This window comes from Terriglobus sp., from assembly GCF_965201105.1.
Classification (GTDB): Bacteria; Acidobacteriota; Terriglobia; order Terriglobales; family Acidobacteriaceae; genus Terriglobus.
Genome location: NZ_OZ241741.1, coordinates 2,812,928 through 2,827,853, shown reverse-complemented (window position 1 = coordinate 2,827,853; position 14,926 = coordinate 2,812,928). Strand labels below are relative to the sequence as shown.

General features: G+C 61.7%; 9 protein-coding genes. 4 read left to right on the top strand and 5 right to left on the bottom strand.

The features are described from left to right. Positions 1 to 25: 25 nt before the first annotated feature. The gene (mfd, locus tag ACOFKT_RS12380; RefSeq protein WP_419804291.1) at positions 26 to 3,664 is read right to left on the bottom strand and encodes a transcription-repair coupling factor; all 3,639 of its coding nucleotides are present in this window, start codon (positions 3,662 to 3,664) and stop codon (positions 26 to 28) included. A 53-nt stretch (positions 3,665 to 3,717) separates the two neighbouring features. Beyond that, entirely contained in the window at positions 3,718 to 4,269 is a 552-nt protein-coding gene (locus ACOFKT_RS12375) for a DUF2628 domain-containing protein (protein ID WP_419804290.1), read from the bottom strand. 272 nt (positions 4,270 to 4,541) lie between these two features. Here ACOFKT_RS12375 and ACOFKT_RS12370 point away from each other — a divergent pair, with 272 nt between their 5' ends. The 4 genes from ACOFKT_RS12370 (at position 4,542) to ACOFKT_RS12355 (ending at position 11,647) form a co-directional block, all read left to right on the top strand. Continuing rightward, positions 4,542 to 7,709 (top strand): GDSL-type esterase/lipase family protein, encoded by a 3,168-nt coding sequence (locus ACOFKT_RS12370; protein ID WP_419804289.1) that lies wholly within the window; start codon positions 4,542 to 4,544, stop codon positions 7,707 to 7,709. A 400-nt stretch (positions 7,710 to 8,109) separates the two neighbouring features. Further along, complete coding sequence (gene gatB / locus ACOFKT_RS12365; RefSeq protein WP_419804288.1) at positions 8,110 to 9,591, top strand: Asp-tRNA(Asn)/Glu-tRNA(Gln) amidotransferase subunit GatB; 1,482 nt, start codon at positions 8,110 to 8,112, stop codon at positions 9,589 to 9,591. 88 nt (positions 9,592 to 9,679) lie between these two features. Then, positions 9,680 to 11,170: a hypothetical protein gene (locus ACOFKT_RS12360; RefSeq protein ID WP_419807162.1), complete on the top strand. Its 1,491-nt coding sequence runs from the start codon at positions 9,680 to 9,682 to the stop codon at positions 11,168 to 11,170. Positions 11,171 to 11,221: 51 nt separating this feature from the next. Next, complete coding sequence (locus tag ACOFKT_RS12355) at positions 11,222 to 11,647, top strand: DUF6496 domain-containing protein (RefSeq protein ID WP_419804287.1); 426 nt, start codon at positions 11,222 to 11,224, stop codon at positions 11,645 to 11,647. 66 nt (positions 11,648 to 11,713) lie between these two features. Here ACOFKT_RS12355 and ACOFKT_RS12350 read toward each other — a convergent pair whose 3' ends face one another. The 3 genes from ACOFKT_RS12350 to serA are packed head-to-tail and all read right to left on the bottom strand — an operon-like array spanning position 11,714 to position 14,802. Continuing rightward, positions 11,714 to 12,730 (bottom strand): DUF3829 domain-containing protein, encoded by a 1,017-nt coding sequence (locus ACOFKT_RS12350; RefSeq protein ID WP_419804286.1) that lies wholly within the window; start codon positions 12,728 to 12,730, stop codon positions 11,714 to 11,716. Between the two features lie 51 nt (positions 12,731 to 12,781). Then, entirely contained in the window at positions 12,782 to 13,144 is a 363-nt protein-coding gene (locus tag ACOFKT_RS12345; RefSeq protein ID WP_419804285.1) for an FmdB family zinc ribbon protein, read from the bottom strand. A gap of 32 nt (positions 13,145 to 13,176) precedes the next feature. Beyond that, a complete protein-coding gene (serA, locus tag ACOFKT_RS12340) occupies positions 13,177 to 14,802 on the bottom strand; it encodes a phosphoglycerate dehydrogenase (RefSeq protein WP_419804284.1) in 1,626 nt (541 codons plus the stop codon). Positions 14,803 to 14,926: the final 124 nt, after the last annotated feature.

The window sequence follows — 14,926 nt, the reverse complement described above, 5'->3', positions numbered from 1 at the left end:
CAGCGATTGTTCCTGTCGTGTTCGTTCAAGCCGCCGCCGGTGCCAGATCAAGCTGCTCCAGCAATCCCTTGGTTTCGGCCAGCACATCGGCGGCGGCGGCGCTATTCAGCGGCCAGCGCAGAACGCCCTGCGGCGTGAACTGGGCGCCCCGCTTTGTGTTGCGGCTGACGACCTTCATCAGCATGCCGGGGTCGATCTTCGACTTTGTGTCGAACTTCAGCAAGAGGAACTCGCGAAAGACCTTCTGCCGGTTCTCTTCAATCTGGATGCGCTTGCGGTCGATCTGTGCGATGTGAATGCGCTCAGATTGCAAGCGCAGTTCGGCCGCGCCAAGCAGGTTCACCACAGCCTCGGGCAGTTCGCCGTAGCGGTCGAGCATCTCGGAGCGCACATCGGCAAGCGCACCCGTATCGGTTGCACCGGCGATGCGTTTGTACATGCGCAGTCGCTGGTTCTCCTCGGGAATGTAAGTCGCGTCAATGCGCAGCGACATGCCTAGATTGAGCGTGACCTGAGGGCGTTCTTCCTGCGCTTCGCCTTTGATCTTGCTCACGGCTTCCTGCAGCATGCTCGTGTACATCTCAAAGCCGATGGCCTCGATGTGGCCGCTTTGTTCGCCGCCCAGCATGTTGCCCGCGCCGCGAAGCTCCAGGTCGAGCGCGGCGATTTTAAAGCCCGCGCCCAGGTCGCTGAACTCCTTCAGCGCAGCAAGGCGGCGGCGAGCAACTTCGGTCAGCTCATTCTCGGGCGGAATCAGCAGGTAGGCGTAGGCGCGGCGATCGCTGCGGCCAACGCGCCCGCGCAACTGGTACAGCTCGGAAAGGCCATGACGGTCGGCGCGATTGATCACGATCGTGTTCGCGCGCGGAATGTCGAGACCGTTCTCGATAATGCTTGTGGCGCACAGCACGTCATACTCGCCATTCATAAAGGCGAGCATAGACCGCTCCAGCTCACCTTCGCCCATCTGGCCGTGAGCGGTAATGACACGGGCAGAGGGCACGAGTTCGCGAATCTTCGACGCGAGCTCGTAGATCGTCTCCACGCGATTGTGAACAAAATAAATCTGCCCATTCCGTTCCAGTTCAAGCTCGATCGCCGTACGCAACAGCTTTTCATCGAACTTGGCGACGATCGTCTGAATGGCCATGCGGTCCTTCGGCGGCGTTTCAATCACGCTCATGTCCCGCAGGCCCAGCAGGCTCATGTGCAGCGTGCGAGGAATCGGCGTGGCCGACATGCTGAGCACGTCGATATGCGCGCGCAACTGCTTGAGCTGCTCCTTGTGCCGCACACCAAATCGCTGCTCCTCGTCCACAACAAGCAGGCCGAGGTCCTGGAACGCAATGTCCTTACTAATCAGGCGGTGCGTGCCGATCAGGATATCGACCTTGCCCGCGGCCGTCTCTTCCAGAATGCGCTTCTGCTCCTTCGGCGTGCGAAACCGCGAGATCAGCTCAACATGGACAGGGAAGCGCGCAAACCGCTTTTTAAAGCTCTGAAAATGCTGAAAACTGAGCACCGTTGTCGGCGTCAGCACGGCCACTTGCTTCGAGTCCTGCACCGCCTTGAACGCGGCACGCATGGCGACCTCGGTTTTGCCATAACCCACGTCGCCGCACAAGAGGCGATCCATCGGCTGCGTCGATTCCATGTCGCGCTTGATGTCGGCAATCGCGGCAATCTGGTCATCCGTCTCCTGGTAATCGAATGCGTCCTCAAACTCGCGCATCATCTGCGAATCGGGCGAATAGCTATACCCCTGCGCGGCCTGCCGCTGCGCGTACAGCTTCAGCAGCTCGGCCGTCATGTCCTGCATGGCCTTCTTGACGCGCGCCTTCGCCTTGGCCCACGCCTGGCCGCCCATCTTGTTCAACTCCGGCGCGGGCCCGCCCTCGCTGCTGCGGTACTTCTGGATCAGGTCGAGCCGCGTCAGCGGCACATATAGCTTCGCCTGCTCCGCAAACTCCAGAATCATCAGCTCAATGGGCGCGCCCTCCTGGTCGATCGTGCGCAGGCCCATGTACTTCGCAATGCCGTGCTCCACGTGCACCACATAGTCGCCCACCTGCAGGTCGCGAAAATCAGAGATAAACGCAGCCGTCTTCGATTTCCGCTGCACCGGCCGCGCATGCACATCGGCCTCGTCGTTCAGGTCCTGCGCCCCAAACAGCACAAACATCTTGCCGACCGAGTGCGCCGCGCCCTTGTCCATGTCCAGCACCTGCACGCCGCTCGCGATTGCCACGCGCAGAATCACCGGCGTCCGCACATTGCTCTGCAGGTGCGCGGACTCGTCATACACCGTTGCCGACCCGCTGCTGGTCTGCACTCGCGAGCCAATGCGGTATGGCAGCCCGTACTCCTGCAGCAGCGACGCGAGCCGCTCCACCTCGCCCTGGTGCGCGGCGGCAATCAGGATGCGCGCGTCCGTATGCATCAGCGACTTGATCTGCTCCACCATTGCCGGAATCGAGCCGTGAAACTTCATCGTCGGCCGCGTCGCAAACTCAATTCCCGTCAGCGACGAGTTGTCCACGTCCAGCACATCCACGGCGCCCAGCTGGTCCAGATCGACACCCGGCGTCTGCTTCACCAGGTCGTCCAGGTGCCAAGGCGAAATGTAAATGTCCTCCGGCGTGACCAGCGATCCGATCGCCGCCCGATCATGCCGCTGCTCAATCTTGTTCCACCAGCGCTCGCCCTGGTTTTTCACCATCGCGGGCTCTTCCACAAACACACGCGTCGACCGGCCCATCAGGTCCAGAATCGTCGAGTGCGCCCCCGCTACCGGCGCGAAGAACTCCCACCCCGGGAACACCGAAACCTCGCCGACACGATCGTCCATCTCACTCGGCTGCTCGCCACCTTCTATGGCAGCGCCGGCCGCACCACCGCGCGACAGCCGCTGGTGCACCGCGCCCAGCAGTTTCTGCGTCACCGGCGTTTCCGTCAGCGGCAGCAGCACAATCTCATCCACCGGTGCCGACGACCGCTGCGTCTCCGGATCGAACTTCCGCATCGATTCAATCTCGTCGCCAAAGAAGTCCAGCCGCACCGGCCGGTCCATCTCCGGCGAGTACACGTCCATAATCCCGCCACGCAGCGTCACCTGGCCCGGCATCTCGACCACGTCCACCCGCGTATAGCCCACCTCCAGCAGGTGTGCCAGCAGCATCTCCGTGTCGTACTCCTCGCCGCGCCGCACCTCCAGCGCCAGCCCCGCATAGTACTCGCGGCTAAACAGGCGCATGCACGCCGACTCCAGCGGCGCGATCACCACCCGCGCCTTGCCGCTGCAGATCTTCCACAGCGATGCCGCACGCCCCTCCTGGATTTCCGCATGCGGCGACAGATTCTCAAACGGCAGCACGTCGTGCGCGGGCAGCCGCAGCACCTCTTCGCACTTCAGCGCTCCCGTCAAATCGCACGTGGCGACCAGCGCCTGGTACAGCGCCTCGGCCGCCTTGTTATCGCTCACCAGCAGCAGCGTGGGTGCATCCACCGCCCGGATCATCAGCGGCAGGTAAAGCGAACGCGCCGTCGCGGTCAGCCCGCTCACGCGCCGCCGCCCCATGCCACCGGCCAGGTGGCGGCGTGTGCGCTCAAACGCGTCCGTCTGCTCCAGCTCCGCGACCATCTCGCGAACGAAAGGAAGAATCATCGCAGTTCCCAGTTTACTGAAGCGCCGCCAGCCTCAGGAAACCGCCACCAGCACTAACGCAGGCTGTTCGGGTCCACCCCGTGCGTGACCGCGTAAATGATCGACACAATTCCCAGAACATAGATCAGGCCGAAGATGATCCCGCTGATGATCCCGGCGGGTTTCGACACGCCTCCCTCGGCCTGCACCATCGCCGGCGTCACCACCGCGTTTGCCGCGTGCAGCTTGGTCAGCCGCGTCACCGCGTACTGCACGTAGCTGCGGTGGGCCAAACCCGCCAGAATTAAACTCAGAATGAAGCCGACCTGACGGAACGGCACAAACATCAGAACCACAATCAGGCCCGTAATCACCCAGGCAAACATCCACATTTTCCGGTAAAAAAACCACACCGGCCCCAGGAAAAACGCAGCTACCTCGAACCCGCCGCCAAACAGCCGAAACTTCGGCCGCCCGCCGGAAACCTGCGGCGTGTCCTCCCGCAGCTTGTCATAGGCGCGCAGAAAGGTGTCGGCATTCGGCCCGCAAAAATCGCGCAGCTCCGCCCGCCGCGCCTCCTGGTTCGGGTCGGCAAGAAACGCAAAGTAAGCAGCATTATTCGGCATGCGCCGTGTAGAGTCGCGTCAGAAGACGCGGGTTGCCTGCCTCTGCCGCGCGCCGCTACATCCGGGTAAGCTATCCAACCATTCGTAATCTGTGAACGTGAGAAAGCGCCAGCAAGGTTGTAAGCACACGGAGGCGGTGTCCACGTCAGTTACGCCATGGCCTCTGATCACGGCTTCTACAAACGGCATCACCCAAAAGTTCTATGGCGATTGCCAGCGGACCCGCATACTGTGCTGGTGTGATTGGCGACTTTTGTCCCCCTGCAAAAGGCATGCGCTCTCTCGGGTTCAGCAACGCTCTTTGGGCGTTCCTCGGGTTCGGCATCCTGGCACACCTAACGCTGCTTTCTGGCTGCGCCTCCTCCAGTTCGGCGGGAACAATTGCAACACCGCCCGCGGTGCAGATCGTAACCCAGCCCAGGGACCAAAGTGTACAGGCGGGCCAGAGCGTCACCTTCAGCGTGGAAGTGTCGCAGCCAGCTGCCGCTCACTTTCAGTGGTTTGCAAACGGGCAATCGATTGCGGATGCGACGTCCAGCAGCTACACCATAGCGTCGCCGAACGTGTCACAAAGCGGAACTTCGTTGTATGTCGCCGTCTCAGCCGGATCGGGTCCAATCAATAGCTACGGTGCCACGCTCACGGTCCTGCCGCTCCAGCCAACGCTCTCTTTCGCGCCGCTGCCGTCCACCACGTTTGGCGCAGGCGCGGTCACTCTGTACGCCAGTTCAGCCTCTGCCGCTCCTGTCAGCTACACGGTAATCAGCGGCCCTGCGGCTCTGTCCGGTTCCACGCTCACCGCGACCGGCGCTGGTACGGTCGTGCTCGCGGCCAGCCAGCAGGCAGCAGGCAATTACACCGCTGCAGTCGCGCAAACCAGCATCACCGTCGCACCGGCTACACCTTCTCTCAGGTTTGCCGCGGTCCCACCCCTCGCATACGGCGTCGCGCCTTTTCCCGTCTCTGCTACGTCCGCTTCTGACGGCGCGGTGGCCTACTCGATTCTCAGCGGCCCTGCCACCATCGTGGGCAACCAGGTGAGCATCACCGGCGCCGGCCCGGTCGTCCTCCTGGCGTCGCAAGCCGCTTCCACCAACTTCACCACGGCTTCTGCTCAGACCAGCTTCACCGTCGGTCCCAATGTAACGCTGTCCCCCATTACGCCGGCGGACATCACCATCGCGCCCGGACAACAGAGATTCAACACCACTGCGGTCGGCGGTGCCCGGAACACAGTGACCTGGAGTGCGAACGGCGGCAGCTTCAGTGGCTCGACGTGGACCTCGCCGACGTCAGCGGGAACCTACACGATCACCGCCACCAGCGCCGACCAGCCAGACCGCTCCGTGTCAACCACGGTCCGTACCTCGGCCCCGGTGATTACAACGCAACCGGTCGGAACCGGCGTTTGCAGCGCTGGTCCACTCTCGCTGTCCGTCGCTGCCCAATACGCGGCCGGGTATCAGTGGTATCTGAATTCCCAGCCCATTTCCGGGGCCGGCGCGTCGACTTTCAGCCTCTCCGCCGCGGCATCGAACACAGACGCGGGGGTATACACCGTGGCAGTTACCAACCCCGCCGGCAGCGTGCTTTCCGAACCCGCGACCGTCTCTGTCGGATCGGAACTGACCGCGCAACCCACAAGCGCCACCGTGGTCGTTCCGCAAACGGCGGCGTTTTCTGTCGCTGCGCAGGGACAAGAGCCATTTTCCTATCAATGGTTCAGCGTATCCCCCGCATCGTCCACGCCAACACCGGTTCCGGGCGCAACCTCGTCCAGATACGCGCCACCTAGCATCGCAACGGCGGACAGCGCCCGCTACTTCGCAACCGTGACCGACCGGTGCGGCGCGGTGCTCACCAGCAATCAGGCGACCCTTACCGTACAAAGCGCTCCCATCATTACCGCGCAGCCGAGCCTTGCCCCTGTTGCGGTAGCTTCCACTCCCACACTGCAGGTCGCTGTCGCGGGGAATCCTGCGCTCAGCTACCAGTGGTACTGGACACCCTCAGGTCTGCATGGAGCGATCCCGATCGCAGGCGCAACCCTGCGGAGTTACACCTTGCCCGCTACCGCCACGACGAACGGCAACAACGGCGACACCTATTACGTGGTGGTCAAAAACACGCTCGGCCAGGCCACTTCCATCCCGGTTCCACTGGCAACCACATCAGCCGACGCGGCTAAACAATGGGTCGTCAGCTGGGGTGCAAGTCCCGAGAATGCAATTGCCGGGCCCCAAAACCCTCCCGGCACCAATCAGAGCTTTCGTTCGGTCTTCTATCCAACGGTGACGGGCACAACGGAGCGCGTTCATTTCTCGAATTTGTTCAACACGGCTCCTGTCACCATCGGTGCTGCGCGCCTGGCTGTGTCTACCAGCAACAGCGCCATCGATCCAACCCACGATCAGCCGCTCACGTTTCAGGGCCAAACGACTCTCACGCTGGCACCTGGCCAGGAAACCGTCTCGGATCCCGTGCAGGTGCCGTACACCTTGGGGCAAAAGCTGGCCGTTTCGCTCTATGTGTTCGGTTCTTACCCATCACTTACCCAGCACGAATCCCAGGTCAACGTGAACTTCGCGACGCCCTCCGGAGCCGGCAACACCACAACAGATGCCGCTGGCGGCAGCTTCACACAGGCCAATACGGAGTGGTTTGTTCTTTCAGGGCTTGATGTGTATGGAACCTACCAGGGAACGGTCGCGCTTTTCGGAAGCTCCTCCATTGATGGCCACGGGTCGAATTATGGCAACACCAATGCGTATCCGGTGTACAACGTTCCAATTGACGGCCAGGACAACGACCGTCCTTCGGACTGGCTTGCGCGGCAGCTGACCGCCGCTGGCTTCACCATGGGCGTGCTGAACGCCGGGACCATTGGCAACCCAGCCGGCAGGGACGCCCGCTCCGCGACCGGCGTCACCGTGGCGGGTGTAGACCGGTTCGACCACGACGTCCTGCAACAGGCAGGGATCAAAACAGTGGTCATCTACACCGGAGGTATCGATCTGCGCGGCGACTGCGTACCCGCCACGAATGTGGAAGCGAGCCTTACCGCAATCATCGGGCAGGCCTCTGCCGCAGGTGTGCGCGTAATTCTTGGGACCTTGCCGCCGTCCGAGTATTGCCTCAGTGTGCAGCCGCTACCGAACAGCACATACCCGTACAACGGGGATCTCCTTTTGGGACCGCTCAACCCAAGTCCCGAAAATCCGGGTTCGACCCAGCGCCGCTTGCTGAACACTTGGATTCGGAATGTTGCTCCTTCACTGCCGGGCGTCGTCGGCATTGCCGACTTCGACAGCGTTCTCGCCGATCCGAACCATCCCGACTTTATGATCCCGAACTATATCTCCAGCGATCCGTTCCACCCCAACGGGGTTGGATACGGCGTTCAATCTTCCGCCATCCCACTGAACCTCGTTCTGCCGTGAAGTGATGGGTTCTGCCGTGAAGTGATGGGTTCTGCCGTGAAGTGATGATCGATCACGATGTGCCCATACATCGCGCTCTCAGTGATGTATGGGCACCCGCGCCATCCGCACCGTCTCCGCCGCGAAGGCAGCAATTCATGTCAATACCCCTATCGTTTCAAGTTCAACGGCAGGAACAACTTACGGCTGGCATGTCCTTTCCGCTCACTCGCTACAATAGAAGAGTAGGCAAATTCACAAGCACGTTCGCCGTTTTCGCGTAACCCTTTCCAGAACAGGACTTACGCCTAAGTGTCTGTGGATCAGGAACTTACAGGAGACCCGAAAGCCGAAGTGTTCTGTAGTGAGGAACTTAGAATCAAGACCAGGGGGGTGGGATCGAGCCAATAAGATGAAAGACATGGCCGCCGCAACCCTGCTCTCCCCGGACGTAATGAACAAGTACCAGCCCGTCATCGGGCTGGAGGTGCACGTCCAACTGCTGACGCGCACGAAAGCATTCTGCGGCTGCATCAACCAGTACGGTGGCGAACCGAACACGCACTGCTGCCCCGTGTGCCTGGGTTTGCCCGGCGCTCTGCCCGTCCTGAATCGTCAGGCGGTGGAATTTGCGGTCCTGGCCAGCTCCGCGCTGCACTGCACCGTGAACCAGGACAGCGTCTTCGCCCGCAAGAACTACTTCTACCCGGACTCGCCGAAGGGCTATCAGATTTCGCAGTTCGACAAGCCGCTGGCCGAGAACGGCTATATCGACGTTCCAGCCGACGGCGGTGGCATTCGCCGCATCGGCATCACGCGGCTGCACATGGAAGAAGACGCCGGTAAAAGCGTGCACGACGGCTTTGCCGACTCGGCGACGCGCACTTACATCGACCTGAACCGCTGTGGCACGCCGCTGGTCGAGATCGTCAGCGAGCCGGATCTGCGCTCGGCCGACGAGGCGTACGAGTACCTGACCCGGCTCAAGGAAATCCTGCTCTACACCGGCGTGAGCGATTGCAACATGGAGGAAGGTTCGCTGCGCTGCGACGCTAACGTCAGCGTCATGTTGAAGGGCGCGCACGAGTACGGCACCAAAGCCGAAGTGAAGAACGTGAACTCGTTCCGCTTTATCCGCGACGCGATCAAGTACGAGATCGAGCGACAGGTCGAAGTCGTCGAGTCCGGCGCACGCGTCAAGCAAGAGTCGCGGCTGTATAACTCCGGCGAGGGCCGCACCTACCCCATGCGCTCCAAGGAAGAGGCGCACGACTATCGTTATTTCCCAGAGCCCGACCTGCCGGCGCTGCACGTGGATGCTGCGTGGAAGCAGGACATTCTGAAAGCGATGCCGGAACTGCCGGAGCCGCGCCGTAAGCGCCTGCAGGAGCAGTATGGCTTGACCGAGCAGGATGCAGCGACGATCACGAGCGATCGTGCGTTCGCGGACACGTTCGAAGCTGCGGCAAAGGAGGCGAAATCGCCGAAGCGTGTGGCAAACCTGCTGCTGGGTGAGTTGCTCGGTCGCCTCAACGCCGCCGGCCTCACGCTGCAACAGTCACCGGTTTCGATGAGGGGCATTGTGGAAGCCGCCGACCTGCTGGAGGACGGCAAGCTGTCGTCGAAGCAGCTGAAAGGGCTGTTCGACATCGCGTTCGAGAAGGGCGAAGATTTCGCGACCGTCTATGAGCGCGAAAAGCCGCAGCAGATCAGCGACACCGGCGCGCTCGAAACGATGATCGACGAAGTCATCGCGGCGAACCCCAAGCAGGTCGAGCAGTTCAAGGGCGGCAAGACAACCGTGAGCGCCTTCTTCGTGGGCCAGGTGATGCGGCTCAGCAAGGGGCAGGCGAACCCGGCGCTGCTGAACGAGCTTGTACTGAAAAAGCTAGCTGCAGCTTAGTCGCGGGCGGAGAGCAGAACGCGATCCTGCTACGATTGCTGCATTTCTTACAGAACACCGACGCGTTTCGTCGCATCACACATCCGTGATGCGCCGCGTGCTGCAGTTGCTTCGCCTTTCTCCGCTCCTGCTTGCGGCAGGATGTTTTCATCGTGCCGGCACCAGTGAGCGCATCGCACGCGACATGGGCGTCCTGCCTGCGAACACGGTCATGCTGTCGCAGATGATGCGTGAGCTGTCGGCGAAGCCGGGCTTTACCGAGCAGTTGCTGCAGCAGTTCGACAAGGGGTCGAAGAACGGTCTGGTGTTCACGCCGGCGTTGTTCGATACGTTTCGCAAGCTGGTACTGGGCAAAGACTGGCAGGGGCTGGACCGCTTTCCCGGGTGGACGATTCACCGCGTGACCCAGACGGTGGATGCCGGCGAGGAAGCGATGCAACACAACGCGCAGCCAAGCGGGGATGTGCTGAAAGTTGAACTGGGCGAGCATCGGCTGGATCGCGCGGAAAATGTGTCGCTCAACAAACCGTCAACGCTGCCGGGCTTTTCTGAGCAGGGCCTGGTTGAGCCGCTGGGACGTGACGTGGTGCATGGCGACGGTGGCGATCCGGAGCTGACGCCTACCCACTCCGAAAGCGCGCGATTGGCGAAGGTGTTGAACCGTTTGTCGCTGAACACCTTTGACCCGCCGGGTGGAAAACGCACCGCCTTGTTCACCGCTTCGTTGGATGTGCGCAAGGCCGAGCAGCCAGAGCAGTTGATTCAGTTGCTGCAGTTAACCGGACACACGGTTACCGTTTCGGATGCGCGCTACTTCGCGAACTTCGGGCACTTCCATTACAAAGGGCAGGACGTGGAGATGCCGTTCTGGCTGGACACAGGGTTGCGTGTGCCGCCGGGTCACCCGTGGCAGCGCTCGCGCAAATACCTGATTCCGGTCGCGCATGCCGAGTACGAATGGGTTGTGCGTGGGCCAAAGATCAATGCGGATGTCACGTTTTATTTCGGTATCGACGGCCATGCGGAGTTCCGCACCAACGACCAGCTGAACCAGCCCTGGGTGCTGAAGCGCGAGGCGCACCAGTACACGGGCGCGCAGGCCATTGAAGTAACGCGCCTGACCGGGTCACTGTTGCGCGCGTACGCCTACCTGCACACGGCGCATCCCACGCTGCCGTTTGGCGGCTACTACACACTGGGCGTTTGCCAGGATGTGGTTGCCGCGATCGAGCAGCACATGACCGGTGCAACGACGATCTTTCCAAATACCGCCGACACAAAGTACTTCCACGACCAGCCAGACGCCGAGGTGTTCCGGCTGATGGATGCAATCCCGAAGGACACATCCGGCGCGCCGCCTACGCCGGAGCGTATCTTTGGTTCGCTGCCCACCACGGACTTCAGCAAGCTGACCGTTCCGGGGTTGCGCGAGGACACGGAGCGCACCTATGACGCGTGGAAGTCCGGCCGGGTGTACCGGAAGAGCCGTATCGGCGAGTGGATCAGCTACGCGGGCATCGTACTGGCCACGGTTATGGTGGCAGCCATTGCATTTTCGCGCCGTCGCCGTAATGCGTAGAGCGTAGACAGGGAAGCGGCTCGCAAGGCCGCACAACAGGGAGAGCACGGCATGGCAACGAAAAAGGCAACGAAGAGCAGCACGGCAAAGAAAGCTCCGGCGAAAAAGAGCGCGACGAAATCTTCGGCGGCGAAGAAGACGTCTTCCGCAAAGAAAGCGCCTGCGAAGAAGAGTGCAGCGCGCAAGGGGAGCACGGCGAATACTTCGGCGAAGAAAGCTGCAAAGAAGTCTTCCGCCTCGAAGAAGGCTCCTGCCAAGAAGACCGCGAGCAAGAAGTCATCTGGCCGGAAGTACTCACCGGCAGCGGGTGAGCAAGTGCGCGAAGAGATGCACGAAATGCATCGCGGCCAGCTGAAGATCGGCAAGAGCAACAAGAAGGTGACGAATCCGAAGCAGGCGATTGCGATCGGTCTTTCCGAGGCGCGGCGCGCCGGCAAGAAGGTGCCGCCCAATCCGAACAATCCGAAGAAGAAGTAGTGCCGCGAAGGCGACAACAGGGGCGTTCCGGATGCCGGAACGCCCCTGTTGTTTTGCTCAGCGACGCTAATCGATGGCCGGCTTGTTCTGCTGCATGACGTTATAGGTGCTTACCATCTGATTGAAGTCGCTGTTGATGCCAGATATTCGGGTACGCACGGTTGCCGGATCGACACCTGGCGAGGCCAGCGATTGCCGCAACTCGTTCGCATCCCCGAGCTCGGTGGAAAGGTAGTCTCTGATGTCAAACCACAGCGGTGTGGGGTTGGTGCTACCTGTGTTTTCCGCATTGGGATGCTCGCGAACCCAGGCGCTGCCCTGGTCATAGGCGTCCTGCAACGGCTTTTCCACCTCTGCCACGCTTTGTTGTGTAAGCCGGCCGCTGTGAGCCAGCTGCACCAGATCGTCATTCATGGCGCGCGCCGCCATCATGCAATGGCGCGTGTGCCAGGTCAGGTTGCGGCCATACTTCTTTTCGATTGCGTCTAGTTCACGCTGCCTCAGCCCTGTTTCCTGCTGATGCACGGCAGCTTGCAACGTGTTTGCGTCCTGGGCGACGCGATTCAGCAGCGGACTGATCACCTCATCCAGCTGGTGAGCGCGCTCGAAATTCGTGTCGTTCCGGTACGCCTGCTGTGTTAAGTAGGCCTCCATATCGGCGCCGGGCTGGATCAGCCCGAGCAGAGCCTGGGCTGCATCCTTGGCGGTGCCGTCGATTTCAGGGATCGCGGGCGGCATGCTGGCGGCCTTTGTCAGGCCCGCGGCACAGCTTCGGCTGAACTCTCCATTCCGCTCGAAGGGCGCTACCTTAAAGCTGATGTTCATGGGCGCCGGTCCCTCATGTGCATGGCTGGTGATCGCAACAAGACGGCGCTGGTAAAACGGCTGCAGCCCCTGGAAATGCGAAAACGCGTTGTTGATGCAATCGATAACGGGCTGTAGTTTGGCCTGGCGCGCGCGATCTTCGCTGCTGAGTCCAAGCGGGTTCTTCCGGGAAGACGAAGCCGTTCCCGGCTGCCTGCATCCGTTGACAAGTAGGGCAGAACAGCACGTGAGTAGCGCAATGCCGCGGACGAAGTTCATGCCGTCGTGTGATGCCGCAAATCAGGCAGGGGTGCCGCAGTGCCTGCGGCTTTACGACGATTTTGCTGGCGACGGCGTTGCAGTGGACGAGCTTGAAGCCGCGCTGGGCGTGGACGACGGGGTCGCGGGCGAGGCGACCGAGCCGCCCTCGGATTTGCTGCCGCTGTCGCCACTCTTTGCAGCATCACCAGAGCCGCCGCCCTCAGGCGAGGCGTTCGCCGCCGGCTTTTTGCCGCCCTTGGAATACAGGTCGGCGTACCAGCCGCCGCCCTTGAACTGCACCGCGGGTGCGGTGATGGTGCGTTCCAGCCGGCCACCGCAGTGGGGGCACTCGGTCAGTTCCGGGTCGCTGAACTTCTGGCGCTTTTCTGTCAGCTTGCCGCATGCGGTGCATTGGTATTCGTAAAGTGGCATCAATGTTTTCCTGCGGCAGAGCCGCTTTCGAGTTACGCTTGCGTCGCGGCTTCGGCTTTGCTGAGTTCGACCAGGCGAACGCTGGCGATTGCTTCCACTTTGCGTAGGGCGTTCACCGCATCCTGTGCCCTGCTGGCGGTGGATGCATCAATCTGCACGACCGCAAGCGCCTGGCCCTGTGGCACGCTCTGCGAACGCGTACTGCGGCCCAGCGCGAAATTTGCGATGTTGATGCCGCACTCCCCGAGCACGGTGCCGATGCGGCCAATCACGCCCGGTACGTCATGATTGCGAATTGCCAGCAGCGTCCCGTTCAGAGGGGCTTCGATGTCGATGCCGTCGAGTGAGAGCAGGCGTGGCGAGTTGCCGTGCAGCACGGTCGCGCTGGCGCGCACATCGCCCTCCGCCGAGTGAAGCACCAGCTTCAGCACGGATCCGGCACCGCCGGAGGCGAACTCCTTGCGGTCTTCCTGGATGCGGATGCCGCGTTCCTGCGCGATGGCAGCGGAATTGATATGGTTCACCTGCTCGGAGTCACGCAACACGCCGGCGAGCAGGGCGTTGCGAATCAGGTCGGTCTTCGAGCCGGCGAGGCGGCCTGCGTAAGCGATCTCCACGTTTTCCAGGTGTCCAGGAGTTGCATGCGCCAGGAAGATGCCGAGGCGCTCCGCGAGATCGATGAAGGGCGCAACCTCCACATACTCTTCGCGCGTGAGTGAGGGCACGTTGACGGCGTTCTGCACCACGCCGCTCTTCAGGTACGCGCTGACCTGCTGCGCGAGTTGGATGCCGATCGCCTCCTGCGCTTCGTCGGTCGAACCGCCCAGGTGCGGCGTCAGGATGACCTTGTCCTCGGCATAGTAGGGCGAGTCCTTCAGTGGCTCGACGGTGAAGACGTCAAGCGCTGCGCCACCGACCTGACCGCTCTGCAGGCCAGCGAGCAGGTCGGCGTCGTTGATCAGTTCGCCGCGGGCACAGTTCACAATGCGGATGCCCGGCTTCATGATGCCGATGGAGTGCCGGTTGATGATGCCCTCGGTCTGTGTGGTCAGGCCGACATGCAGCGTGAGGTAATCGGAGTGCGAGAAGATTTGGTCGATCGAGACGAGCGAAACACCGTTCTCGCGCGCGATCACGGGTGCGACGAAGGGATCAAAGGCGATCAGCTCCATGCCGAAGGATCGGGCGCGGCGGGCGACTTCGATGCCGATACGGCCCAGGCCGACGATGCCGAGCGTCTTGCCGCGCAACTCGGAGCCCTGCAAATTCTTTTTGTCCCACTTGCCCGCGTGCATGCCGGCGTTGGCGCGCGGAATCTGGCGCGCCATCGTGATCATCAGGCCCAGTGTGAGCTCGGCCACGGCCACGGCGTTGGCACCGGGCGTGTTCATGACCACAACGCCGCGGTGGGTCGCGGCGTTTGCGTCAATGTTGTCGACACCCACGCCAGCTCGGCCGATCACGCGCAGCTTCGGCGCGGACTCAAGCAGCTTGGCCGTAACCTGCACGGCGGAGCGGACGACAAGTGCATCGGCGTCCGCCAGCTCGGCTTCCAGGCCGTTCTTGATCTGGTCGGCGGTGACCACCTGCCATGAGGGTTCCTGTTGAAAGACGGCAAGCGTTGCAGGCGATACTTTCTCAGCGAGAACGATTTTCATGGATGGAACCAGTATATCGATGGCCACACAGAAGCTTTTGACCCTGCCATCGGCGGCGAACGCAGCGAGAGATACTTAGGCGACTCCTGCTGTTCCAACTGATACTCTCGAATCTCTTTAGCCT

Excerpts from the sequence above, each read along its gene's own strand:
- ACOFKT_RS12360 (WP_419807162.1), top strand. The coding sequence starts at position 9,680 with ATGCGCCGCGTGCTGCAGTTGCTTCGCCTTTCTCCGCTCCTGCTTGCG.
- ACOFKT_RS12370 (WP_419804289.1), top strand. The coding sequence starts at position 4,542 with ATGCGCTCTCTCGGGTTCAGCAACGCTCTTTGGGCGTTCCTCGGGTTC.
- ACOFKT_RS12355 (WP_419804287.1), top strand. The coding sequence starts at position 11,222 with ATGGCAACGAAAAAGGCAACGAAGAGCAGCACGGCAAAGAAAGCTCCG.
- ACOFKT_RS12350 (WP_419804286.1), bottom strand. The coding sequence starts at position 12,730 with ATGAACTTCGTCCGCGGCATTGCGCTACTCACGTGCTGTTCTGCCCTA.
- ACOFKT_RS12345 (WP_419804285.1), bottom strand. The coding sequence starts at position 13,144 with ATGCCACTTTACGAATACCAATGCACCGCATGCGGCAAGCTGACAGAA.
- mfd (WP_419804291.1), bottom strand. The coding sequence starts at position 3,664 with ATGATTCTTCCTTTCGTTCGCGAGATGGTCGCGGAGCTGGAGCAGACG.
- gatB (WP_419804288.1), top strand. The coding sequence starts at position 8,110 with ATGGCCGCCGCAACCCTGCTCTCCCCGGACGTAATGAACAAGTACCAG.
- ACOFKT_RS12375 (WP_419804290.1), bottom strand. The coding sequence starts at position 4,269 with ATGCCGAATAATGCTGCTTACTTTGCGTTTCTTGCCGACCCGAACCAG.
- serA (WP_419804284.1), bottom strand. The coding sequence starts at position 14,802 with ATGAAAATCGTTCTCGCTGAGAAAGTATCGCCTGCAACGCTTGCCGTC.